The 23249-nt window shown below is 68.0% G+C and carries 23 protein-coding genes; all 23 read right to left on the reverse strand.

Annotation, left to right across the window (positions count from 1 at the left end; genetic code table 11):
- Position 1: 1 nt before the first annotated feature.
- Positions 2-1576, reverse strand: a complete 1575-nt coding sequence (locus tag AC5Y31_RS00965) for an NADH-quinone oxidoreductase subunit M (RefSeq protein ID WP_065025216.1) — start codon at positions 1574-1576, stop codon at positions 2-4.
- On the reverse strand, positions 1573-3510 hold the full coding sequence (nuoL, locus tag AC5Y31_RS00970; RefSeq protein ID WP_499977445.1) for an NADH-quinone oxidoreductase subunit L: 1938 nt from the start codon (positions 3508-3510) through the stop codon (positions 1573-1575). Before nuoL ends, AC5Y31_RS00965 begins: the two co-directional genes overlap by 4 nt.
- Before the next feature lie 14 nt (positions 3511-3524).
- Positions 3525-3824 (reverse strand): NADH-quinone oxidoreductase subunit NuoK, encoded by a 300-nt coding sequence (gene nuoK, locus AC5Y31_RS00975; RefSeq protein ID WP_065025215.1) that lies wholly within the window; start codon positions 3822-3824, stop codon positions 3525-3527.
- A complete protein-coding gene (locus AC5Y31_RS00980; protein WP_065025214.1) occupies positions 3821-4627 on the reverse strand; it encodes an NADH-quinone oxidoreductase subunit J in 807 nt (268 codons plus the stop codon). The genes nuoK and AC5Y31_RS00980 overlap by 4 nt, the downstream gene beginning before the upstream one ends.
- Positions 4627-5202: an NADH-quinone oxidoreductase subunit NuoI gene (gene nuoI / locus AC5Y31_RS00985; protein ID WP_082966505.1), complete on the reverse strand. Its 576-nt coding sequence runs from the start codon at positions 5200-5202 to the stop codon at positions 4627-4629. Before nuoI ends, AC5Y31_RS00980 begins: the two co-directional genes overlap by 1 nt.
- Complete coding sequence (gene nuoH, locus AC5Y31_RS00990; protein ID WP_499977446.1) at positions 5189-6424, reverse strand: NADH-quinone oxidoreductase subunit NuoH; 1236 nt, start codon at positions 6422-6424, stop codon at positions 5189-5191. Before nuoH ends, nuoI begins: the two co-directional genes overlap by 14 nt.
- Complete coding sequence (locus AC5Y31_RS00995; protein ID WP_499977447.1) at positions 6421-8835, reverse strand: NADH-quinone oxidoreductase subunit G; 2415 nt, start codon at positions 8833-8835, stop codon at positions 6421-6423. The genes nuoH and AC5Y31_RS00995 overlap by 4 nt, the downstream gene beginning before the upstream one ends.
- The gene (gene nuoF / locus AC5Y31_RS01000; RefSeq protein ID WP_065025210.1) at positions 8832-10169 is read right to left on the reverse strand and encodes an NADH-quinone oxidoreductase subunit NuoF; all 1338 of its coding nucleotides are present in this window, start codon (positions 10167-10169) and stop codon (positions 8832-8834) included. The genes AC5Y31_RS00995 and nuoF overlap by 4 nt, the downstream gene beginning before the upstream one ends.
- Positions 10170-10183: 14 nt before the next feature.
- On the reverse strand, positions 10184-10957 hold the full coding sequence (gene nuoE, locus AC5Y31_RS01005) for an NADH-quinone oxidoreductase subunit NuoE (protein WP_065025242.1): 774 nt from the start codon (positions 10955-10957) through the stop codon (positions 10184-10186).
- A 44-nt stretch (positions 10958-11001) separates the two neighbouring features.
- On the reverse strand, positions 11002-12306 hold the full coding sequence (gene nuoD, locus AC5Y31_RS01010; RefSeq protein WP_499977448.1) for an NADH dehydrogenase (quinone) subunit D: 1305 nt from the start codon (positions 12304-12306) through the stop codon (positions 11002-11004).
- Positions 12306-13007 (reverse strand): NADH-quinone oxidoreductase subunit C, encoded by a 702-nt coding sequence (locus AC5Y31_RS01015; RefSeq protein ID WP_499977449.1) that lies wholly within the window; start codon positions 13005-13007, stop codon positions 12306-12308. Before AC5Y31_RS01015 ends, nuoD begins: the two co-directional genes overlap by 1 nt.
- The gene (locus tag AC5Y31_RS01020; RefSeq protein WP_065025207.1) at positions 13004-13558 is read right to left on the reverse strand and encodes a NuoB/complex I 20 kDa subunit family protein; all 555 of its coding nucleotides are present in this window, start codon (positions 13556-13558) and stop codon (positions 13004-13006) included. The genes AC5Y31_RS01015 and AC5Y31_RS01020 overlap by 4 nt, the downstream gene beginning before the upstream one ends.
- A 22-nt stretch (positions 13559-13580) precedes the next feature.
- Positions 13581-13958: an NADH-quinone oxidoreductase subunit A gene (locus AC5Y31_RS01025; RefSeq protein WP_065025206.1), complete on the reverse strand. Its 378-nt coding sequence runs from the start codon at positions 13956-13958 to the stop codon at positions 13581-13583.
- A 218-nt stretch (positions 13959-14176) separates the two neighbouring features.
- On the reverse strand, positions 14177-14581 hold the full coding sequence (locus AC5Y31_RS01030; protein ID WP_499977450.1) for an Rv3143 family two-component system response regulator: 405 nt from the start codon (positions 14579-14581) through the stop codon (positions 14177-14179).
- A gap of 97 nt (positions 14582-14678) precedes the next feature.
- Positions 14679-15023: a DUF6285 domain-containing protein gene (locus tag AC5Y31_RS01035; RefSeq protein ID WP_499977451.1), complete on the reverse strand. Its 345-nt coding sequence runs from the start codon at positions 15021-15023 to the stop codon at positions 14679-14681.
- Positions 15020-16003 (reverse strand): phosphotransferase family protein, encoded by a 984-nt coding sequence (locus tag AC5Y31_RS01040; protein ID WP_499977452.1) that lies wholly within the window; start codon positions 16001-16003, stop codon positions 15020-15022. Before AC5Y31_RS01040 ends, AC5Y31_RS01035 begins: the two co-directional genes overlap by 4 nt.
- A complete protein-coding gene (locus AC5Y31_RS01045) occupies positions 16000-17241 on the reverse strand; it encodes an acyl-CoA dehydrogenase family protein (protein WP_499977453.1) in 1242 nt (413 codons plus the stop codon). Before AC5Y31_RS01045 ends, AC5Y31_RS01040 begins: the two co-directional genes overlap by 4 nt.
- A 21-nt stretch (positions 17242-17262) precedes the next feature.
- Entirely contained in the window at positions 17263-17877 is a 615-nt protein-coding gene (locus AC5Y31_RS01050) for a TetR/AcrR family transcriptional regulator (RefSeq protein ID WP_301634435.1), read from the reverse strand.
- A gap of 8 nt (positions 17878-17885) precedes the next feature.
- Complete coding sequence (locus AC5Y31_RS01055) at positions 17886-18785, reverse strand: hydroxymethylglutaryl-CoA lyase (RefSeq protein ID WP_499977454.1); 900 nt, start codon at positions 18783-18785, stop codon at positions 17886-17888.
- A complete protein-coding gene (locus tag AC5Y31_RS01060; RefSeq protein WP_499977455.1) occupies positions 18782-19990 on the reverse strand; it encodes a CaiB/BaiF CoA transferase family protein in 1209 nt (402 codons plus the stop codon). The genes AC5Y31_RS01055 and AC5Y31_RS01060 overlap by 4 nt, the downstream gene beginning before the upstream one ends.
- The gene (locus AC5Y31_RS01065) at positions 19987-21171 is read right to left on the reverse strand and encodes an alpha/beta hydrolase family protein (RefSeq protein WP_499977456.1); all 1185 of its coding nucleotides are present in this window, start codon (positions 21169-21171) and stop codon (positions 19987-19989) included. Before AC5Y31_RS01065 ends, AC5Y31_RS01060 begins: the two co-directional genes overlap by 4 nt.
- Positions 21168-22262, reverse strand: coding sequence for a homogentisate 1,2-dioxygenase (locus tag AC5Y31_RS01070; protein WP_301634442.1), 1095 nt, complete (start codon positions 22260-22262; stop codon positions 21168-21170). The genes AC5Y31_RS01065 and AC5Y31_RS01070 overlap by 4 nt, the downstream gene beginning before the upstream one ends.
- A 191-nt stretch (positions 22263-22453) precedes the next feature.
- Positions 22454-23236, reverse strand: a complete 783-nt coding sequence (locus AC5Y31_RS01075; protein ID WP_499977457.1) for a crotonase/enoyl-CoA hydratase family protein — start codon at positions 23234-23236, stop codon at positions 22454-22456.
- Between the last annotated feature and the right edge of the window lie 13 nt (positions 23237-23249).

Raw genomic sequence — 23249 nt, forward strand, 5'->3', positions numbered from 1 at the left:
GTCAGTGCGCCCCCTCAGCGGTCAGCGGTGCCGGGTCGGTCTGACCGATCGTGGTCAAGGTGTGCTCGACGCCCGGGTTGATGATGTCCAGCACCGGTTTCGGGTAGAAGCCCAGAAACAACAGCAGCGCGAGCAGCGGTGCGACGACGACGAGTTCGCGCGGCACCAGATCGCGGATGCGTTCGTTGCCGGCGGTGACCGGGCCGGTCATCACCCGCTGGTAGAGCCACAGCATGTAGATCGATGACAGCACCAGTGCGGTGGTGCCGACCGTCGCCGCCAGCCAGTACCGGTTGAAAGTGCCCAGCAATACCAGGAATTCGCTGATGAACGGGGCGAGTCCGGGAAGTGACAGGGTGGCCATCGCCGCGACCATGAAGGTGCCCGCCATGACCGGGGCCACCTTCTGTACGCCGCCGTAGTCGGCGATCGACCGGGTGCCCCCGCGCCGGGAGATCAAGAACCCGGCGATCAGGAACAGTGCCGCGGTGGACAGTCCGTGGTTGAGCATGTACAGCGTCGAACCGCTCTGGCCCTGGCTGGTCATCACGAAGATCCCCAGGATGATGAAGCCGAAGTGCGAGATCGACGTGTAGGCGATCAGCCGCATGATGTCGCGCTGGCCAATCGCCACCATCGCGCCGTAGACCACCCCGATCACCGCCAGCACGATGATGGCCGGGCGGAAATACGTTGAGGCGTCCGGGAACAGCTGCAGGCAGTAGCGCAGCATGCCGAAGGTACCCACCTTGTCCATGACCGCCATCATCAGCACCGCGGTGGCGGGAGTGGATTCCACCGCCGCGTCGGGCAGCCACCGGTGCAGCGGCCACAGCGGAGCCTTGACCGCGAACGCGAACATGAAACCGGCGAACAGCAGCTTGAGCACACCCGGGTCCACGGTGGTGGTCGCCGAGGAGAACAGCGAGACCAGTTCGCGGAAGTCGAAGGTGCCGCCCGAGGAGCCCTCCCGGGCGCTCACCACGTACACGCCGATCACCGCGGCCAGCATGATCAGGCCGCCAAACAGGTTGTACAGCAGGAACTTCAATGCCGCTTGCGAACGTTTGGCGCCGTTGCCGAAGCCGCCGATCATGAAGTACATCGGGATCAGCATCGCCTCGAAGAACACGTAGAACAGCAGCACGTCCAGCGAGACCAGCGAGATCAGCACCATCGCCTCGACGGTCAGCGTCAGCGCGGCGAAGGCGTGCGGGCCACGGCGACGCTGGCCGTCGGCCGCATCCCCGTCGTTCCAGCCGGCCAGCATCAGTAGCGGCACCAGTCCGGCGGTCAGCAGCGCCAGAACCACCGCGATACCGTCCACGCCGAGGGTGTAACTCGCCCCGAACGCCGGTATCCAGGAATGGGTTTCGACGAACTGGTAGGGAGCGGCGACGGGCGTGGTGTCGAAGCCGGCGGTGACCACGATCGCCACCGCCAGCGTCACCAGGCTCACCAGCAGGCCGGTCCACTTCGCCAGCCGCGCGGCCCCGGCCGGCAGTACGATGACCAGGCCGGCGCCGGCCAGCGGAAGCAGCCACAGCAGGCTCAGCCAGGGCAGGTTCGTGTTCACAGTTGCACCGCCAGGACTACCGCCACGACCAGCACCGTGCCGGCCAGCATCGTCAGCGCGTAGGAGCGCACGAAGCCGGTCTGCAGTCGGCGCATCAGGTACGACCCGATCGCCACCAGCCCGGCCAGGGCGTTGACCGAACCGTCCACCGCCCGGTCGTCGACGTCGACCAGACCTTGCGCCAGTCGGTTACCCGGACGCATGAACACCTCCTCGTTGAAGGCATCGCCGTAGAGATACTGGCGGGCCGCCACCGTCAGCGGCGACACATCGGTAGGTGCCGTGACCGGTATCGGTTTGCGGCCGTACATGCGGTAGGCGACCGCGGCGCCCAGCAGCACGATGCCCAGGGTGATGGCACCGGTGAGCCAGGCCGGAATGGCGTGCGCCGTCTCGTGGGCCGCACCGGTCACCGGGCTCACCACCGGTTCCAGCCAGTGCTCCAGGCGCCCGCCGATGGCCAGCGCGGCGCCGGAGACCACTGCGCCGACCGCCAGCACGATCATCGGCCAGGTCATCACCCGCGGAGACTCGTGCGGGTGCTGCAGTGCCCGCTCCGCGCTCACCTCGCTCTCTTCGGCCGCCCAGCGGCGTTCACCGCCGAACGTCATCAGCATCACCCGGGTCATGTAGAAGGCGGTGATGCCCGCACCCAGGATCGTCACCGCGCCCAGGATCCAGCCTCGGGTTCCGCCGGCGGCCAGCGCGGCCTCGATGATGGCGTCCTTGGAGTAGAAGCCGGCGAACGGCGGCACCCCGATGATCGCCAGGTAGCAGATACCGAATGTCACGAACGTCACCGGCATGAAGGCGCGCAACGCGCCGTAGCGGCGCATGTCCTGCTCGTCGTTCATCCCGTGCATCACCGAACCCGAACCCAGGAACAGCCCGGCTTTGAAGAAGCCGTGGGTGAGCAGGTGCAGGATCGCGACGGCATAGCCGGCCGGGCCGAGCCCCGCGGCCAGCACCATGTAACCGATCTGGCTGACGGTGGAGGCGGCCAGCGCCCGCTTGATGTCGTCTTTGGCGCAGCCGATGATCGCACCGAAGAGCAGCGTGACCGCACCCACCACCACCACCGCCAGCCGGGCGTCGGCCGACAGGTCGTACACCGGGCCGGAGCGCACGATCAGGTACACCCCGGCGGTCACCATGGTGGCGGCGTGGATCAGCGCCGACACCGGGGTGGGGCCCTCCATCGCGTCGAACAACCAGGCCTGCAGCGGGACCTGGGCGGACTTGGCGCACGCCCCCAGCAGCAGCAGCAAGCCGATCGCGGTGGTGAGCCCGCTGGGCCCGGCGTCGCCGACCGCGCTGAACAATCCGTCGAAGGACAGCGTGCCGAAGCCGGCGAACATGGCGAACATCGCCAGCGACAGCCCGAAGTCGCCGACCCGGTTGGACACGAACGCCTTCTTGCCGGCCGCCGCGGCAACCGGCCGGGCGTACCAGAACCCGATCAGCAGGTAGGACGCCAGGCCGACGCCTTCCCAGCCCACGTAGAGGCCCAGGTAATTGTCGGCGACGACCAGCAGCAGCATCGACGCGACGAACAGGTTCAGGTAGGCGAAGAACCGCCGGCGATCGGGGTCTGCTGCCATGTAGCCGATCGAGTAGATGTGGATCAACGCGCCGACGCCACTGATCAACAGCACGAAGCAGATCGACAGCGGGTCGATCAACACCCCGAAGTCGACCTGCAGGGCGCCGACCGGAACCCAGCTGAACAGGTGGGTGTGGATCGCCCGGTTCTCGCCCGGCCGGCCCAGCATGTCGGCCAGCAGCGCGAGGCCGATCCCGAATGACCCGAGGACGGTGGCAGAGCCCAGCAGGTGCCCCCACCGGTCGGTCCGGCGCCCGCCGAGTAACAGGATCAGCGCGCCGGCTGCCGGCAGGGCTACCAGCAGCCAGCTCAGCTGGCTCAGATTCGTCATTGAGCTTCCCACTCCTAGCCGCGCAGTAGGTTCGCGTCGTCGACCGACACCGATCGCCGGGCCCGGAAGATCGTCATGATGATGGCCAGGCCGATGACCACCTCGCAGGCGGCGACGACCATCGTGAAGAACGCCACCATCTGGCCGTCGAGCTCCGAGTGCAGCCGGGCGAAGGTGACGAACGCCAGGTTGGCGGCATTGAGCATCAGCTCGACGCACATGAACATCACCAACGCGTTGCGCCGCAACATCACTCCGGTGGCGCCCAGGGTGAACAGCATCGCCGACAGGTAGAGATAGTTCTCCGGATTCACTGGCCCGACTCCTCCCCGGTTCCGGCGTGCGCCGCGTTGCCGGTGGCGCCGACCCAGCGGTGTTGCAAGGTGTCCGACACCGACAGTTCCGAGTAGGACCCGTCGGGCAGCCGTGCGGCGATGTCGACGGCGTTGTGGCGGGCGTAGACGCCCGGCGTGGGCAGCGGCGTCGGGCGGTGGCCGGCCTGGAATCGCCGGATGGACAGCTCCCGCTGCGTCATCCGGGGTTGCAGGCGCTCGCGATGCGTCAGCACCATGGCCGCGACCACCGCGGTGATCAGCAATGCACTGGTGAGTTCGAACGCCCAGAGGTAGCGGGTGAAGATCAGCACCGCGAGTCCCTCGACGTTGCTCTGGCCGACCTCGGCCGAACTGCCGGTCGCCGCGGCGGGAGCGCCGATCCGACGCAGGTGTACGGTGGCGCCGCCGATTCCGGCGATCAGCAGCACCCCGAATCCGATACCGGCGAGCGTCGAGGCGATCCGCTGGCCACGCAGGGTCTCCACCAGAGACTCGGCGGAGTCGACGCCGATCAGCATCATCACGAACAGGAACAGCATCATCACCGCGCCGGTGTAGACGACGATCTGCACCACGCCGAGGAACATCGCGTCCTGGACGAAATAGAACACGGCCAGAGCGAGCATCGTCATCGCCAGGAACAACGCCGAATACACGGCCTTGGCGGCGGTGACGACTCCGACCGCACCGATCAGCGCCACGGCGCCCAGGACCCAGAACGTCACCGCCTCTCCGGTGGAGGTGCGGACGACGATGTCGGCGGCAAGCAGCGTGGCGTCCATCAGGCCTTGCCCTGTTTCTTGCGGTCGAGCATGACGAACAGATCCGGGTCCTCATCGAGCCCCTCGGGGCCGACCCGGCCCAGGTAGTAGTCCTTGTCGGTCGCGCCGGGCGGCATCGGGTGCGGCGGCGCGGTCATGCCGGGCTCCAGCGGTGCCAGCAACTGGTGGCGTTCCAGGATCAGGTCGGCGCGATTGTCGGCGGCCATCTCGTAGTTGTTGGTCATGGTCAGCGCGCGGGTGGGGCAGGCCTCGATGCACAGGCCGCAGCCGATACACCGCAGGTAGTTGATCTGGTAGACGCGGCCGTAACGTTCACCGGGGGAGAAGCGTTCGTCGTCGGTGTTGTCGGCGGCCTCGACATAGATGGCGTCGGCCGGACAGGCCCAGGCGCACAGCTCGCAGCCGATGCACTTCTCCAGTCCGTCCGGGTGCCGGTTGAGCTGGTGGCGCCCGTGGTAGCGCGGCGCCGTCGGCTTCTTGTGCTCGGGGTAGCCGTCGTTGATCGGCCGTTTGAACATCGTCTTCCAGGTGACGCCGAACCCGGCCAGAGCGTCTCTGAGCTTAGCCATTGACATCCTCCTTGACCCGCGGTGAATGACGCTGCGGCAGCGGTGGCGTCGGGAACGATCCCCCGGACGGGGTCGGTGCGGTGACGGGCGGTGGCGCGGGTTCGGCCCGCCGGGTGTTCACCGCGCTGAAGCGCCGATGCAGACCCATCAGCACCACCAGCGTGGTGAGCGTGCTGATGGCTATCAGCACGATTTGCCAGTGCTGGTAGCCGTCATTGCGCAGGCTGCGCATCACCGCGGCGACCAGCACCCAGACCAGCGCCAGCGGGATCAGGATCTTCCAGCCCAGCGCCATGAACTGGTCGTAGCGCAGCCGGGGCAGGGTGGCCCGCAGCCAGATGTAGATGAAGATGAAACCCCATACCTTGGCGGTGAACCACAGCAGCGGCCACCATCCGGAGTTGGCGCCGGCCCACAGGTTGATCGGGAACGGTGCGTGCCAGCCGCCGAAGAACAAGGTGACGGCGAGCGCCGAAACCGTTGTGACGTTGATGTATTCGGCGAGGAAGAACAGCGCGAACTTCAACGACGAGTACTCGGTGTGGAAGCCGCCGACGAGCTCGCCCTCGGCCTCGGGCAAGTCGAACGGCGCCCGGTTGGTCTCGCCGACCATCGCGGTCACGTAGACCACGAACGACGGCATCAACAGGAAGGTGAACCACATCCGGTCCTGGGCGGCCACGATGCCCGAGGTGGACATCGTGCCGGCGTAGAGGAACACCGCGGCGAACGACAGCCCCATCGCGACCTCATAGGAGATCACCTGGGCGGTGGAGCGGATACCGCCCAGCAGCGGGTAGGCCGACCCCGACGACCAGCCGGCCAGGATGATGCCGTACACCCCGATCGACGACATCGCCAGGATGAACAGCACCGCGATCGGCAGGTCGGCCAGTTGCAATGCGGTGCGATGGCCGAAGATGCTGACTTCCGGCCCGAGTGGCATCACCGCGAACGCGGTGATCGCCGGCACCGTCGAGATGACCGGAGCCAGCACGTAGATCGCGCGGTCGACGCCGACGGGCGTGATGTCCTCCTTGAGGGCCAGCTTGATGCCGTCGGCGAGGCTCTGCAGCCAGCCCTTCGGACCCACCCGGTTGGGGCCGGGCCGCATCTGCATGCGCCCCAGCACCTTTCGCTCGATGACGATCGCGAACAGCACCGTCAGCACCAGGAAACCGAAGATGCCCAGCACCTTGACGAGCATCAGCCACCAGGGATCGCTCATGGTCTGCGTCCAATCCGTACCACCGCACCCGGGCCGACCCCGAGATTGCGGTGCACCGCTGAGTCAGAAGAATTCATCGGCAACCACACCACCCGGTCCGGCATCTCGGTGATGACCAGCGGCAAGGTGATGTCGCCCTGCTCGGTGCTGACCGTGACCGGATCGCCTGGCGCGGCACCGATCTCGGTAGCCGTCGGCGCCGACAGTCGGGCCACCGGCTTGCGGGCGGTGGCGGCCAGGTTCGGTTCACCGGCCTGCATCAGGCCGTTGTCCAGCAGCATCCGCCAGCTGGCCAGCACGGCTTCGCCCGCCTCGGGCTGCCCCGGAGCGCCCGGCGGCACGTCGGGGGCGGCTGCCCGCTCGCCGTCCCAGGTGCCCAGCCGGGCCAGCTCGTCGCGCGCTGCCTCCACGGTGGAAAGCCCCAGCGCGACGCCCATCTCCTCGGCGAGCGCATCGAGCACCCGCAGATCCGACAGGGTGCCGCGCTCACCCAGCGCGACACCGAACCGGCGGGGGCGGCCCTCCCAGTTCAGGTAGGTGCCGGACTTCTCCACCGCCGCCGCGCTCGGCAGCACCACGTCGGCGCGCTCGGTGACCTCGCTGTGCCGCAACTCGATGCTGACCAGGAACTCGACCGCGTCCAGAGCGGCCAGCGCCGCGGCCGGGTCGGCCAGGTCAGCCGGTTCGACTCCGCCGACCACCAGCGCGCCCAGTGTCCCGTCGGCGGCGGCCGCCAGGATGGCGTCGGTGTCGCGCCCGGGCTGCGACGGCAGGTCGTCGGGGCTCTCGAGGCCCCAAGCCTGTGCGACGTCGGCCCGCGCCGCGGCATCGCCCAACGGACGCCCGCCGGGCAACAGCCCGGCCAGAGCACCGGCGTCCAGGGCGCCGCGCTCTCCGGCACGACGCGGTACCCAGGCCAGTCGTGCCCCGGTCGCCTCGGCCAGTCGGACCGCCGCGGACAGTGCGCCGGGCGAGCCCGCCAACCGCTCGCCGACCAGCACCACCGCACCGGGCTGGCGCAGCAACTGCCCGAGGTCCTGGTCGTCGTGCAGACTGTCCAGCACCGCCGCCTCGCCGCCTGGCGCCGCGGGCAGCAAGGTGCCGAACATCTTGGTCAATGCGCGGTCGGCGAACGGCGCGACGGAGAACACCCGGGTGTGCTTCTTGCGGGCGGCTTTGCGCAGCCGCAGGAAGATGATCGGCGACTCTTCCTCGGGTTCCAGGCCGACCAGCAGCACCGTGGCAGCGGCTTCCAGGTCGGCGTAGCTGACCCCGAACGGCCCTGAGCTGCCGCGCCCGGCCACCCGGGCGGCCAGGAACGCCGCCTCCTCCGCGGACTGGGTACGCGCCCGGAAGTCGATGTCATCTCCATGCAACGCCACCCGGGCGAATTTGGCGTAACCGTAAGCATCTTCAGCGGTCGTCCGGCCGCCGACCAGCACGCCGGTGCGTCCGCGTGCTGCGGCCAATCCGCGCGCCGCCACCGCCAGCGCGTGCGGCCACGAGGTGGGGACCAGGTTCCCGCCGTCATCGCGCACCAGCGGGGTGCCGACCCGGTCCGGTTGGACGGCGTAGGTGAACGCCCAGCGCCCCTTGTCGCAGTTCCACTCTTCGTTGACGTTCGGGTCGTCGCCGGCCATCCGGCGCATCACCTTGCCGCGACGGTGGTCGGTGCGCTGGGCGCAGCCGGCCGCGCAGTGCTCGCAGACACTGGGTGTGGACACCAGGTCGAACGGGCGGGCCCGGAACCGGTAGGAGGCGCCGGTGAGCGCGCCGACCGGGCAGATCTGCACAGTGTTGCCGGAGAAGTACGAGTCGAACGGCGTCTCGGTGTAGATCGCGACCTGCTGCAGGGCGCCGCGATCCATCATCTCGATGAACTTGTCCCCGGCGATTTCGTCGGAGAACCGGGTGCAGCGTGCGCACAGGATGCAGCGGTCCCGGTCGAGCAGCACCTGGGAGGAGATGTTGATCGGCTTGGGATAGGTGCGCTTGGCCTCTTCGAAGCGGGTCTCGGTGCGGCCGTGGGTCATCGCCTGGTTCTGCAGCGGGCATTCGCCGCCCTTGTCGCAGGTCGGGCAGTCCAGCGGGTGGTTGATCAGCAGCAGTTCCATCACCAGGTGCTGAGCCCGGTCGGCTTCGGCGGAGGTGTGCTGGGTGCGTACCACCATGCCGTCGGCGGCGGCGACCGCGCAGGACGGCTGCGGTTTGCGCTGGCCCTCCACCTCGACCATGCACTGCCGGCACCAGGCGACCGGATCCAGCAGCGGGTGATCGCAGAACCGCGGGATCTCGATACCCAGCTGCTCGGCGGCCCGAATGATCAAGGTGCCCTTGGGAACCGTGATCTGCCGGTCGTCGATGGTGAACGTCACCGACTCCTGGCCGTCGGCCTGAGGGGGTTGAGTCACGCCACACCGCCGTGAGATCCGTTAGGCACGAACATGCTCGCTTTCGGGTCGAACGGGCAACCCCCGTCAAGGTGGGCGATGTATTCGTCACGGAAGTACTCGATCGACGACTTCACCGGCATCGCCGCACCATCGCCCAAGGCGCAGAAGGACTTTCCGAACAGCACGTCGGCGATGTCGAGCAAGGTGTCGAGGTCTTCGCGGGTACCGCGGCCGGTCTCGAGGCGTTCGTAGATCGGGACCAGCCAATAGGTGCCCTCACGGCACGGGGTGCACTTGCCGCAGGACTCATGCTTGTAGAACTCCGACCAGCGCATGGCCGCGCGCACCACGCAGGTGGTCTCGTCGAAGATCTGCAGGGCCTTGGTGCCCAGCATCGATCCGGCCGACGCCATGCCCTCGTAGTCCAGTGGGATGTCGAGGTGTTCTTCGGTCAGCAGCGGTGTCGAGGATCCGCCCGGCGTCCAGAACTTCAGCCGATGCCCGTCGCGGATCCCGCCGGCGTACTCCAGCAGCTCACGCAGCGTGATGCCCAGCGGCGCCTCGTACTGGCCGGGCCGGTTCACATGCCCGGACAGCGAATACAGCGTGTAGCCGCGGGACTTCTCGGTGCCCATCGAGCGGAACCACTCCGCCCCGTTACGCAGGATCGACGGCACACTGGCGATCGATTCGACGTTGTTGACCACCGTCGGTGAGGCGTACAGGCCCGCGACCGCGGGGAACGGCGGCCGCAGCCGCGGCTGGCCCCGGTAGCCCTCCAGCGACTCGATCAGCGCGGTCTCCTCGCCGCAGATGTAGGCGCCGGCCCCGGCGTGCACCGTGATGTCCAGGTCGAATCCACTGCCGTCGATGTCGGTGCCCAACAGCCCTGCTGCGTACGCCTCGGCCACCGCGTTCTGCAGCCGACGCACGATCGGCAGCACCTCGCCGCGCACGTAGATGAAAGCGTGCCGGGCGCGGATCGCGTGGCAACAGATGATCATGCCCTCGATGAGCACGTGCGGCGTCGCCAGCAACAGCGGCATGTCCTTGCAGGTGCCGGGTTCGGACTCGTCGGCGTTGACCAGCAGGTAATGAGGTTTGGCTGCGGCGCCTTGATCCCCTTGCGGCACGAACGACCACTTGGTCCCAGTGGAGAACCCGGCGCCGCCCCGGCCGCGCAACCCGGATTCCTTGACCAGCTCGATGACGTCGTCGGGTTTCATGGCCAGCGCCTTGCGCATGCCGACGTAGCCGCCGTGCCGGCGGTAGGTCTCCAGCGTCCAGGACTCCGGATCGTCCCAGTAGCTGCTCAGAACCGGGGTCAGGGCGGTCGCCGCGGTGGGCGGCATCGGTGGGGGAGACGTCACTGTTGGCCCCCGTCCGCGTCGGACTCCGGCGCGGCCATGCCGTGCTCCTGGGCGAAGCGCAGCCCCGCCAGCGTCGGCCCGGCCGGTCCGCCCTGACCGTCGTCCGGACGCCCATCGGCGAATCCGGCGAGTACCCGGGCGGTTTCGCGGAAGTTGGTCAGCGGCAGCCCGCGGCTGGGACGCACCTCGGCACCGGAACGCAGCGCATCGGTGAGGTCGCGCGCCGACTCCGGTGTCTGCTGGTCGAAGAACTCCCAGTTGACCATCACCACCGGCGCGCAGTCACAGGCGGCGTTGCACTCGATGCGCTCCAGGGTGACCTTGCCGTCGGCGGTGGTCTGCTCGTCATTGACGTCCAGATGCTCCTTGAGGGCGTCGTAGATGGCGTCGCCGCCCATCACCGCACACAGCGTGTTGGTGCACACGCCCACCAGGTAGTCGCCGGTCGGTTTGCGTCGGTACATCGAGTAGAACGAGGCGACCCCGGCGACGTCGGCGCGGGTCAGCCCGAGCACGTCGGCGACGAACGACATGCCGGCCGGGGTGATGTAGGAGTCTTCGGCCTGCACCAGATGCAGCAGCGGCAGGATCGCCGAACGCGGCTGCGGGTAGCGGGCGATGATCTCCTTGGCGTCGGCCTCCAGCCGAGCCCGGACCTCCTCGGAGTAGGCGCGCGGCGCATCGGGGTGGTTGAACTGGTTGGGTTCCTCCGGTGGGCGGCCCAGCTGCAGGAAGACCCGCTTGCCGTCGGTGCCCGCGGTTGTTGGCATCAAGCGGCCCCGCCCGGTCTTCTCGGGCTGACCGTTCGTCTGGCTCACCGATCCACCCCGCCCATCACCGGGTCGATGCTGGCGACCGCGGCGATCACGTCGGCGATCAGCCCGCCCTCACTCATGGCGGCGACGGCCTGCAGGTTGGTGAACGACGGATCCCGGTAGTGCACCCGGTAGGGCCGGGTGCCGCCGTCGCTGACCATATGCACCCCGAGCTCGCCGCGGGGCGACTCGACCGAGACGAACACCTGACCCGGCGGCACCCACAGGTCCTCGGTGACCCGCTTGAAGTGGTGGATCAGCCCCTCCATCGAGTGGCCCATGATCCAGCCGATGTGCTCCTTGGAGTTGCCCTGGCCGTCCGGGCCCACTGTCAGGTCGCCCGGCCAGGCGATCTTGCGGTCTTCGATCATGACCGGTCCGGGCCGCAACTTGTCTAGACATTGCTCGACGATTTTCAGTGACTCCTTGATCTCCGCGATGCGGATCAGGTAGCGGCCGTAGGCATCACAGCCGTCATCGGTGATCACCTCGAACTCGTAGTCCTGATAGCCGCAATACGGCTCTTCCCGGCGGACGTCATAGGGCAGGCCGGTGGACCGCAGCACGGGGCCGGTGATGCCCAGCGCCATGCACCCGGTCAGGTCCAGATAGCCCACGCCCTTGGTGCGGGCCTTCCAGATGTAGTTGTCGGTGAGCAGGTCCTCGATGTCCTTGAGCCGCTTGGGCATCAGCTCGAGGAAGCCGCGGATCTGCGGGATCACCTCGTCGGGCAGGTCCACCGACACCCCGCCGGGCCGGATGTATTGGTGGTTCATCCGCAGGCCGGTGATCGTCTCGAAGATGTCGAGTACCAGCTCGCGTTCCCGGAACCCGAACAGCATCACCGACAGCGCACCGAGTTCCATGCCGCCGGTGGCCAGCGCGACCAGGTGCGAGGAGATCCGGTTGAGCTCCATCATCAGCACCCGGATCACGTTGACCCGCTCCGGGATTTCGTCGGTGACGCCGAGCAGTTTCTCCACTCCGAGGCAGTAGGCGACTTCGTTGAAGAACGGCGACAGGTAGTCCATCCGGGTGACGAAGGTGACGCCCTGTGTCCAATAACGGGCTTCCAGGTTCTTCTCGATACCGGTGTGCAGATAGCCTATGCCGCAACGGGCTTCGGTCACCGTCTCGCCGTCGAGTTCGAGGATCAGCCGCAGCACGCCGTGCGTCGAGGGGTGCTGCGGACCCATGTTGACGACGATGCGTTCGCCGGGGTCGGCGGCCTTGGCCGCTTCGACCACCTGCTCCCATTCCTGCCCGCCGACGTTCAGGACGGTGCGGGGCGTCTCGGTGCTCATTACTTGTAGGCCCTCCGCTGGTCCGGCGGCGGTATCTGCGCGCCCTTGTACTCGACCGGGATACCGCCCAACGGGTAGTCCTTGCGCTGCGGGTGGCCGTGCCAGTCGTCGGGCATCTGGATCCGGGTCAGCGACGGGTGACCGTCGAAGATGATCCCGAAGAAGTCGTAGGTCTCCCGTTCGTGCCAGTCGGTGGTGGGATAGATCCCGAACAGCGAGGGAATGTGCGGGTCGGCGTCCGGGGCAGCGACTTCCAGCCGGACGCGGCGGCTGTGGGTGATGGACCGCAGCGGGTAGACCGCGTGCAGCTCGCGGTCGGTGTCGGCGGGGTAGTGCACGCCGGAGACCCCGAGGCTCAACTCGAAGCGCAGGGCCGGTTCGTCGCGCAGCAGCTGAGCGACCGCCGGCAGCTGTGCCCGGTGGACATACAGGGTCAGCTCGTCGCGGTAGACCACCACTTTCTCTACGGCGTCGGCGAATTCGACGCCCTCGCGCTGCAGTGCCGCGGCGAGGGTGTCCACGAGTTCGTCGAAGTATCCGCCGTAGGGCCGTGGGGTTTCACCGGGTAGCGCGGCCTCGGCCACCAGCCGCCCGTAGCCGGACGTGTCGCCGGAGCCCGTGGCACCGAACAGGCCGCGGCGGACCCTGATCACGTCTTCGCTGTCGCCGCGGTCGTCACCGTCGACAGTGCCCTGGCTCACCGCAGCAACCCCCTCATCTGCCACGTGGACGGGGCCGACAGGGCCGCCTCCTCGGTTGCGGTGATCACCTGCTCCCGGTTGGCGCCCAACGGCATCTCGCGAATCTTCTCGTGCAGCTTGAGGATTGCGTACATCAGCATCTCCGGCCGGGGCGGGCAGCCGGGCAGATAGATGTCGACCGGGACGACATGGTCCACCCCCTGAACGATGGCGTAGTTGTTGAACATTCCGCCCGAGGAGGCACATACGCCCATCGACAGCACCCACTTGGGTTCCACCATCTGGTCGTAGATCTGCCGCAGCACCGGCGCCATCTTCTGGCTGACCCGACCGGCCACGATCATCAGGTCGGCCTGGCGCGGCGAGGCCCGGAACACTTCCATGCCGAACCGGGAGATGTCGTAATCCGGCGCCATCGACGACATCATCTCGATTGCGCAACAGGCCAGACCGAAGGTCGCCGGCCACAGCGAGCCTTTGCGGAAATAGCCGGCCAGGTCCTCCACGGTGGACAACAGGAGACCGCTCGGCAGCTGCTCTTCTAGTCCCATATGTAAGCCCGCCTACTCCCACTCAATCCCAGTTCAGGCCGCCGCGCCGCCAGACGTAGGCGTATGCGACGAAGACGACGGCGGCGAACAGCACCATTTCGATGAGGGCGAACACCCCGAGCTTGTCGAAGGCGACCGCCCAGGGGTAGAGGAAAACGATTTCGATGTCGAAGACGATGAACAGCATCGCGGTCAGGTAGTACTTCACCGGGAAGCGCTGACCGGGCGGAGCGTGCGGCCCGCTCACCGGCTGGTCGGTGGGTTCGATCCCGCACTCGTAGGCTTCCAGCTTCGCCCGGTTGTAGCGCCTCGGGCCGACCAGCGGCGCTATGACCACAGAAAATACGGCGAAACCGGCGGCCAGCGCGGCGAGCACCAAGATCGGCATGTACAGGTTCATACGCGGTGACGTAGTTCCCTTCCGGGCGTCGATGTGAGTTCAGGCACAGCCTAGCTCGCAGCAACCGGGCGGTCGGGAAGAATCCGAAATTGGCGGCAACTGTGACCGGCGTCACCTACTGCAGCGGTCAACGGCCACAGTGCAATTCGCTTCTGAGGGCGCCCTAACCCGGCGGTTAGCGAGGCTCGACGGAGGAGAGCCGAAGCTGGACCGCCGCATCAACTCGGCGTCGGCGTGCGCAGCAGACCCAGCACCGCGCGGCTCAGCGCCATCGGGTCGACCGGGTGTGCCAGCGCGGCGTCGGCGTGCGACCATCTCGCCAGCCAGACGTCGTCGGCGCGGCCGGTCAGAACCACGATCGGCGGGCAGGGCGCGATCTCGTCCTTGAGCTGTTTGCAGATGCCCATTCCGCCGGCCGGGGTGGCCTCCCCGTCCAGGATGGCAAGGTCGATGCCCCCGGCATCCATCTGCCGGATCACCACCGGTTCCGTCGCGACTTCGACATAACTCAACTTCGGCAGATCCGGGTGCAGCTGCTTACCCAAAGCGGTCATGACCCGGGCGCGGGTCGCGGCGTCGTCACTGTAGACCAGAATCCGCAGCGTGGCGGTGGAGGCAGACACGCAGCAGATGCTACTGCTCACCGGACGCCCATAGGCGGGTTTGACCGATGGCCGTCGAACCGACTGCCGCGCAGTGACTCTAAGCGTCTAGCGGTCGCTAAAGGTCATAGCCGGGATGGTCGATTGACAACCGGTGCCGGACCAGGGCGTAGAGGCAGGCGGTGAGCGCCTCGGCCCGGTCGTCGAGTTCACCGGCCCGGATGGCGGTTGCCAGCGCGGCCTCATCGGCGAAACCCAGTCCGGCCAGCGCCTGCGCCGGCGCATCTGCAAACCTGTCGCTCAGTTCCCGTTCGACGATGCGTAGCGCGTTGGCGGCCACCCGGGTGTGGAATCTGACCTGGCTCTCCGTGGCGGCGTCGCCGTCGCGGTTCGCAAATGCCGTGCCGAGGAATTCGGCGACCGCGGTCACGAGTTCGGTGGCGGTGGGGCGGCGGCCGGTCACGCGTGCACCCCGTCGAGCAGTCGCAGCAGGTCCCACTCGGTTTCGGAGACCCGCCGCCCGATCGTGGCCAGCTCCACCGAGCGGGCCTGCCCGCTCAGATGGCGTTCGGCCTGGTAGCGGCAGATGATTCCCCACCGCAGCGTGCCCAGCGTCAGCCACCAGTCGAACCGCCGGCGGTCGACCTCCGTCCCGGCGGCCTGCTCATAGGCGGCCAGGAACGCCTCGATCGGCCCCAGCCCGCCGGCGCCGCGATCGACCGGCGCACCGAACCGCCAGGCCCGCAGGCAGAACCAGGCCAGGTCCTCGCAGGCGTCGCCGAGGTGCACCAGCTCCCAGTCCAGCACCGCGGCCAGCTCTGCGCCGTCGACGATCAGGTTGCCCATCCGGAAGTCGCCGTGCACCAGCTGCGGCTGCGCTACCGGCGGCCGGCGGGCCTCCAGCCAGCGAAACGCCCACTCGAAGGGGGCGGTGGTGTCGTGCATCGCGTCGAGCTGGTCGCGGCAGGCAACGAGCTGGTCCTCGGCGCTCAGCGCGATCCCGGCCGGGTCGGCGCGGTGGATGGCGGCCAGGGCCTGCGCGCACTGCTGCAGCAGGGCTTCGCGCCCGGTGTCGCCGAGCTGGCGGCCGATGCGCCGGACCACCGTCTCGCCGGCGACCGCATCACAGATCAGAAACGGATTACCCAGTGCCGCAGGAGAATTATCTGCCAGCAGGATGGTCGGCACCGGGGCACCGGCTTGCCGTGCGGCGCGTTGGGCGTGTGCTTCCAGCTCCATGCTGGCGTTGCTCTCATCGGGTGGTCCGGTGCGCAGGATCAACGCTCGCCGCCCGGAGGCTTCCACCGTCTTCATGACCGCGTCGAACGCCCAGGTGGTTCGACTGGCACCGCCGGTCAGGGCGCGCAGGCCCTCGATGGTGACCGGACCCACCACCGGCGCCAGCACCTGCGAAAGCCGGTCGGCCAGCTGCTCGGCGGTCATCGTCGGCGGTCGAATCCGAACAGTCGCTGCGCGACCCGGCGGATCTGGATCTCCTCGGCGCCCTCGGTGATCCGGTAGCGGCGGTGATGCCGGTAGATGTGCTCGAACGGTTCGTGGCGGGTGTAGCCGATCCCGCCGAAGGTCTGGATGGCCCGGTCGGCGGCGTCGCACACCAGCCGGTTGGCGCGATAGTTGGCCATCGACACCTTGTCGGAGACCTCCAGGTGGTGGTCGCGGTCCAGATGCCAGGCCGCGTAGTACACCAGCAGCCGCACCATCTGGGCTTCGGTGGCCAGCTCGGCCAACGGCCACTGCACGGCCTGGTTGACCGACAGCGGCTTGCCGAACACCACCCGTTGGGTGGCGTACTCGGCGGCCCGGTCGATGCAGTACTGGGCAGCACCCAGGCTGGAGGCGGCCTGGCGGATCCGGTTCTCGTGCAGGAACGTCTGGGCTACTTCCAGCCCGCGATCCACCTCGCCAAGCACCGCCTCGGCCGGTACCTCGACGTCGGTGAGCTCGACCTCGCCGTGGTCGGTGGGCATGTTGAACGTCCACCAGTAGAACGGCACGCGGAAGCCCGGTGTGTCGGTGGGCACCAGGAACGCGGTGATGCCGCGCGCCGAGCCGGGGTCACCGGACGTGCGGGCGAAGACCAGGTCGTGGGTGGCTCGGTGCACTCCGGTGTTGAATCGCTTGGCGCCGTTGATCACCCAGCCGTCGTTGGCGGGCTCGGCGCGGGTTTCCATCCAGGTGGCGTCCGACCCGTGGGCCGGTTCGGTCAGCCCGAACGCCATCGACCGTTCACCGGTGATGAGGGCTTGCGACCATGCCCGGCGCTGCTCGTCGGTGCCGAACCGCTCCATCATGATCACCTGAGGAAAGTTCCCGACGATCGACGACTCGTCCTGCAGGTCGTTGTGCAGGCCGAGTCCCTTGTGGGCCAGATGTTCTCGGATCACCGCCATGTCGACGTTGGTTCCGTCCCGGCCGCCCAGCGACGACGGCAAGCCGTAACGTAGCCAGCCCGCGGCGTCGGCCCGGCGGCGCATCTCGGCCAGCAGTTCCTCCCAGTCCCGGTTCGGGATACCGCCGTTGGCCACGTCGGTGCGGGCGAACTCCCGGCGGTGGTCGAAGTATTGCATGTGCTCGGCCTGCAGCGGGGCGATCTCGCGCTCGATGAAGTCGTCCATCTCGGCCAGTAGCGCCGGAAGGTGGTCGGGCAGTGTGAAATCCATGGCACGTCCTTTTGTCGGTGGTCAGCAGCCGTACAGGGTCTTTCGCCAGATCGTCGACAGCGTTGCGATGGCGTCGCTGTCGCTGATTCGCCATCCCGGTCCGGACGGACCGACGAAGACGACGGTGAAGTTCTCGAACAGCAGCGCGATCGCCGCCGCGATGTGGTCGGGGTCCAGACCGAGGCCGTGGCCCTGTTGCTGGGCGCGCCGAACCGAGGCCGCGACGATCTCCATGCCGAACCGGCGGAACTCGTTCTGCAGCGCGGCGAATCGCTGCTTGGTGGCTGCAAGCTGTGCCACGGCGATCATCACACCGATGTTCTGCTTGAACATGCTCCAGTAGGCGCTGACCACCGAGGTGAAGAACTCGCTGTCCTGCGGTGAGTCCGGCAGCCGCATCTTCAGCCCCGACGGCTCGACCACGTCGGACAGAAACGACTCCGCCAGCGCTGCCAGCAGATCCTCTTTGTCCTGGAAATACCGATACAGCACCGCCGGGGACTTGCCGGCTGCCGAGGTGATGTCGGCCAGCGTGGTGCCGTGAAAGCCGCGTTCGGCGAACAGCTCTCGGGCGGCCTGCTCGATCGCCTGGCGCGTCTGGCGGCCTTTCGAGCTGAGCTCACGCGGGCTGGACATCGTGGCGTTCAGTCCCGTTTCCGGTCTCCGGCCGCCAGCAGCGCGCTGGGCAACCCGTGTCCGACGACCGAACTGGCCACGCCGGCCGCGGCGATGGCGGCCTGCAGGTCGATGCCGGTGTCGATACCGCAGTCGCCCAGCAGATAAACCAGGTCCTCGGTGGCGATGTTGCCGGTGGCACCGGGGGCGAACGGGCAACCGCCCAGGCCGCCGGCGGAGGCGTCCAGGCGGGTCACACCGGAGCTGACGGCGGCGTAGGCGCAGGCCAGCCCGGCGCCGCGGGTGTTGTGGAAGTGCGCCCCCAGGGCCATGTCGCCGATGATGGGGCGCATGGCCGCGATCAGATCGGTGACGCGTCGGGGAGTGGTGGTGCCGATGGTGTCGGCGATTGCCAGCCGGTCGACTCCGAAACCGCTGGCCGATTCGGCGATTGCGGTGACGCGGCCGGGTGCTGTCGGGCCGTCGAACGGGCAGTCCCAGGCGGTGGCGATGATGACCTCGACGGACCCGCCGGCATCGTGTGCGATGCCGACGATGTCGGGGATCGCGGCAACTGCTTCCGTGGTCGGCCGGCCGACGTTGGCCGAGCTGAACGAATCCGTGGCGCACACCACGTATTCGAGCGAGGTCAGGCCCGCGGCCACCGCCCGGGCAGCGCCACCGGGGCTGGCGACCAGCGCGGAGAACTCCAGGCCCGGGTAGCGCCACAGTTCGGCGGCGAGTTCGGCGGCATCGGCCAGTGCGGGAACCTTGGTGGGGGAGACGAACGAGGTCACCTCGACTTCGCGTACTCCGGTGGCGGCGATCGCGTCCAGCAGTTCGAGTTTGGCGCGCAACGGGATCGGCTGCTCGATCTGCAGCCCGTCGCGCAATGCCACCTCGCGGATCGAGACTTCGCTGGGAATCACAGCACCCCCTCGGCGCGCAGGGCGTCCAGTTCTGCCGCTGTCTTACCGAGCAGTCCGGTGTAGACCTCGTCGTTGTGTTGGCCGGGCCGGGCCGAGCCGGCGTTGCGGATTGTTCCCGGGCTCTCGGAGAGCACCGGGATGATCCCGGGGCCCAGCACAGTGCGTTCGGCCCCTTCGTCCCAGTGCTCGGCGAGCATGCCACGGGCCCGCAGCTGTGGGTCGTTGACCACCTCGGCGACGGTGTTGATCGGTCCGGAGATCACTCCGGCGTCACTCAGCGTGGCGATGATGTCCTCGGGCTTACGCTGCGCGGCCCATTCGCCGATGATCGCGTCCAGTTCGTCCTGGTTGCGCCCGCGCGCCACATGGCCGGCGAACCGCGGGTCGGTCGCCAGCTCGGGTTGGTCCATGGCCTGGCACAGCCGGGCGAACACGCTGTCCTGGTTGGCGGCGATCACCACCCAGCTGCCGTCACTCGCCTGGTAGATGTTCGACGGCGCGATGCCTTCCAGGCGGGTTCCCGAAGGCCCGCGCACCACACCGCCGACGTCGTAGTCGGGGATGGTGGATTCTTGGATGGCCAAGCAGGATTCGGTCAGTGCGACGTCGACGACCTGGCCCTGGCCGGTGACGGTGCGCCGGTACAGCGCGGCGAGCGCGCCCTGGGCGGCGAACATGCCGGCCAGGCTGTCGCCCAGCGAGAGCGCCAGCCGTGGTGGTGGTCCGCCCGGGAAGCCGTTCATGTGCCGCAGCCCGCTGGCCGCCTCGGCGACCGAGGCGTAGCCGGCCTTGTGGGCGTCCGGCCCGGTCTGCCCGTATCCGGAGACCCGCACGAGGATGATGCCGCGGTTGTGCGCGCGCAGCACGTCGTAACCCAGTCCCCAGCGCTCCAGCGTGCCCGGGCGGAAATTCTCCACGACGATGTCGACGTTCTCGATCAGCTGCAGGAACAGCTCGCGCCCGCGGTCGGCGCGCAGGTCCAGCGTGACGGCCTTCTTGTTGCGGGCATGCACGGTCCAGAAGAAGTGGTGGCCGTCGACCTCGGCCTGCCCCCAGGTGCGCAGCGGATCGGGCTTGCCGGGCAGCTCGATCTTGATGACCTCGGCGCCCAGGTCACCGAGCAGGCGCCCGCCGAACGGCCCGGAGATCAGCGTGCCGAGCTCGAGGACGCGGATGCCGTCCAGCGCACCGGTGGTTGGGGTCATACCGACGAGCCTACGAACTCATGCCGTTCCAGCCAATCGGTGACGATGTCGACGGCCTGGCGCAGCGCACCGCGCTGATCCGGGCCGGCGTAATAGTGGTTGGCGCCGGGGATTTCGTGCATCTCCTTGTCGGGGTGTCCGATCGCCTCGAAGAGCCGGCGGGTGTGGCTGGGCGTGCAGGCGTCGTCGGCCATGTTGCCGATCACCAGGGCGGGAACCGCGATGTCGTTGCCGCAGTCGACTCCGTCGCCGTTGGCGTCGTCGTAGCTCCACTGCGACAGCCAGCTGCGCAGCGTGCAGAACCGCGCCAGACCGACCGGGCTCATGTTCACCACCTGCGGATCGCCCAGATAGCAGCTGCCGGGGGTGCGGTCGTTGGGGTCCACCGCCGGATCCAGCCAGCGCGGGTCGGCCATGGTGCCGTGCACCACGAACGCGAACTCGTCATCGGGGCGGCCGCTGCTTTGAAGTTCGGCCAGCTTCGCCTTGACCCAGGCGGTGATCCGGCGGTTCCGCTCGATCTGGGCCTGGCGGTAGCGGTCCAGGAATTCTTCGGTGTACGGCGGCTGGTTGGGGTTGTCGGGGTTGTAGAGATCCAGCTCCGGGTCCCGCCTGGTCGGATCGGATTCGTCGAGGATCGAGGCGTCCAGCCATTCGGTCATGGTGCCGTGCCGACTGATGTGCGCGGCCAACAGCATGATGCCGTCGGCGGGGATCAGCCCGAGCTTGGTCAGGTCGGGGCCATCGCCGGACGGGCTGGCCGTCACCGTCGGATGCTGCGCCTGCTGCTGGTAAAACAGCGACAGCGAGCCGCCGCCGCTCCAGCCGGCCAACACCACCTTGGAATAGCCGAGCCGATTCTTGGCGTCTTTGAGGCATTCCCCGAGGTCTTCGACCACCTTCTCCATCAGCAGTGCGGAGTCCGTGCCGCGGAATCGACTGTTGCAGTAGATGACATGGTGGCCGGCGCGGGCCAGCGCGTTGACCATCGGCAGGTAGGCGCCACCGCCGATCGGGTGCATGAACACCAGCACGGTGTCGCTCGGGTTGTTCTTCGGCCGCAGCAGGTAGCTTTCCAGCACCACCAGTTCGGCGACGCCGCCGTAGACGTCTCGGACACCGGAATTGTTCTGGTAGGCAACCAGATACGGGATGCGTTCGTAGTCGTGCTTGGTGCTCATGCGTGCTGTCCTAGGTCGTGGGCGAGAACTTCCGGTGACGGGGTGAGCCGACGGCGGGTGTCGATGGCGATCACCTGCCAGTCGACGCGCTGGTAGTCGTCGAACTTGCGGCGGGCGCGTTCGCGGGCCTTCTCCGGCGCGCCGTGATGCACGCCTTGCGGTGCATGGCTGATCAGGCCCGGCGGCATCGGAATCCCATAGAGCGATCCGCCGTGGAAGAACGCGATCTCGTCGTAGTCGACGTTGCGGTGATACCAGGGGGTGCGCTCGGTTCCCGGCACTCCTTCGGCGGGCTTGGGTAGGAAGTTCATCACGTACACCCCGGTGGCCTGCATGAACAGGTGCACCGTCGGGGGCAGGTGCACGCTGTCGGAAGTGATCACGTGGTAGTCGGCGATGTTGAAGGTGAAAGCGAAGTTGTCGCCGCGCCACCCTTCGACGTCGATCGGATTGTGTTGGTAGTGAAGCGTCGTCGGCCCGCCCTCATGGATCAACCGGACCTCGTAGCTGTCGCGTCCGTCGTCCTCGAGGGGAGTCGGCTCGGGGATGACTGCCTGCGACGGGTCGAATGGAAAGTGCCGGCCCAGCGGTCCCGGCGGCGGGACCCGGAATTCGTCGGTGGCCTGAATCAGCAGCAGTGTCGTTTCGGCGGCGGGCACTTGTCGCCAGGTGGTCGCCTTGGGAAGGTAGACCCAGTCGCCTTCGCGGTAGTCCAGCGGACCGAACTCGGTCTCCAGTCGCCCGGAACCGGTGTGGACGAAGCACAGCAGGTCGCCGTCGACGTAGCGGACGTGAAACGGCATCTCCGCCGAGCGCCGGGACAGCGAGATGCAGCAGTCGGCATTGTCGAACAGCCGCAGCGGCCCGCCGGCGGGATCGGTGGCGTCGGTCGGTTCGAGCTGGGTGGCCAGCACGTCGATGGGCCGTAGCGGGCCCTCGGCGCGGTAGGCGGTCGGGTCGTGGCGCCGGTACATGTTGGCGGTGCGGCCGGTGAACCCGCCGCGGCCCAGTTCGTCGTCTTTGAGGCCGTCCAGATCGGCGTGCAGGCGCCGGGGAGTGGTGCCTTTGCGCAGGTGAACGAAGGATTCCATCGGTGGCCCCCGGATAGTCGTCCAGAAAGTAAAAGCAACATTACTTTTTGTTTCGGACGGGTGCAAGGGGCGCTTTGTTGCCGCGAGCAGACGCGTAAGCCCCCAAATCCGCACCAAATTGGGGGCTTACGCTGGGGGCACCTCCCGCTTGCGGGGGACTGCTCGGCGGAGGAGGGGCAACGTCTGGGGACTCAGCGGCCGACGAACTCCGCGGTGCTGCGGGACAGAAACGCCTGCACCCCGATGGCGGCGTCCTCGCTGGCGAACAGCTTCTGGACTCCCGGCACCAAGTCGGCCTCGGCCGCGGCGTCGCCGTCGCGCACCGCCTGGCGGGCACTGCGCAGGGTGGCTTGCACGCCTAGCGGCGCCTGTCGGGCGATGGTCTGGGCGATCTCGATGGCCCGGGTCACTTGCTCGCCGTCGGGTACGACCTCCTGGACGATGCCGATGCGATGCGCTTCTCGGGCGTCGAAGGTGTCGGCAGTCAGGATCCACCGCATGGCGTTGCCCCATCCGGCTGCTCGCGGGAATCGGATGGTGGCCCCGCCGAACGGGTATATGCCGCGGGCGATTTCCAGTTGCGCGAAGGTGGCCGACTCGGCCGCGACGGCGATGTCGCCGGCGAGCATGAGCTCGATGCCGAGCGTGAGCACCTTGCCGTGCACGGCCGTGACGAGCGGCTTGGACAGCTGCCGGCCGTCGACCTGCCAGGGATTGATGCCGCCGTCGGGAACGTAGGAGACGTTGTTGGCAATGTCGCCGGCCACATTGGCCAGGTCCAGGCCGGCCGTGAACATCGGTCCCTCGCCGTAGAGCACGGCGGCCCGCAGGCTGTCATCGGCATCGAATTCTCCGTAGGCGGCGGATAGTTCGCGCAGCATGACGGCGTCGAACGCGTTGCGCTTCTCGGCTCGGTCCAGGCCGATGATGAACACGTGGCCGTCGCGGCGGATCGTCAACGTCTCGTAACTCACGACAATGTCCTCC

The organism is Mycobacterium sp. NGS18, from assembly GCF_059813185.1.

Coding starts and splice junctions, on each gene's coding strand:
- nuoL (WP_499977445.1), bottom strand. CDS start 3,510: ATGACGAATCTGAGCCAGCTGAGCTGGCTGCTGGTAGCCCTGCCGGCA.
- nuoD (WP_499977448.1), bottom strand. CDS start 12,306: ATGAGCACCGAGACGCCCCGCACCGTCCTGAACGTCGGCGGGCAGGAA.
- AC5Y31_RS01025 (WP_065025206.1), bottom strand. CDS start 13,958: ATGAACCTGTACATGCCGATCTTGGTGCTCGCCGCGCTGGCCGCCGGT.
- AC5Y31_RS01045 (WP_499977453.1), bottom strand. CDS start 17,241: ATGGATTTCACACTGCCCGACCACCTTCCGGCGCTACTGGCCGAGATG.
- AC5Y31_RS01060 (WP_499977455.1), bottom strand. CDS start 19,990: ATGACCCCAACCACCGGTGCGCTGGACGGCATCCGCGTCCTCGAGCTC.
- nuoH (WP_499977446.1), bottom strand. CDS start 6,424: ATGAGCGATCCCTGGTGGCTGATGCTCGTCAAGGTGCTGGGCATCTTC.
- AC5Y31_RS01065 (WP_499977456.1), bottom strand. CDS start 21,171: ATGAGCACCAAGCACGACTACGAACGCATCCCGTATCTGGTTGCCTAC.
- nuoI (WP_082966505.1), bottom strand. CDS start 5,202: ATGTCAATGGCTAAGCTCAGAGACGCTCTGGCCGGGTTCGGCGTCACC.
- AC5Y31_RS00980 (WP_065025214.1), bottom strand. CDS start 4,627: ATGGACGCCACGCTGCTTGCCGCCGACATCGTCGTCCGCACCTCCACC.
- AC5Y31_RS01070 (WP_301634442.1), bottom strand. CDS start 22,262: ATGGAATCCTTCGTTCACCTGCGCAAAGGCACCACTCCCCGGCGCCTG.
- AC5Y31_RS01040 (WP_499977452.1), bottom strand. CDS start 16,003: ATGACCGCCGAGCAGCTGGCCGACCGGCTTTCGCAGGTGCTGGCGCCG.
- AC5Y31_RS01020 (WP_065025207.1), bottom strand. CDS start 13,558: ATGGGACTAGAAGAGCAGCTGCCGAGCGGTCTCCTGTTGTCCACCGTG.
- nuoF (WP_065025210.1), bottom strand. CDS start 10,169: ATGCCGCCCACCGCGGCGACCGCCCTGACCCCGGTTCTGAGCAGCTAC.
- AC5Y31_RS01050 (WP_301634435.1), bottom strand. CDS start 17,877: ATGTCCAGCCCGCGTGAGCTCAGCTCGAAAGGCCGCCAGACGCGCCAG.
- nuoE (WP_065025242.1), bottom strand. CDS start 10,957: ATGCCAACAACCGCGGGCACCGACGGCAAGCGGGTCTTCCTGCAGCTG.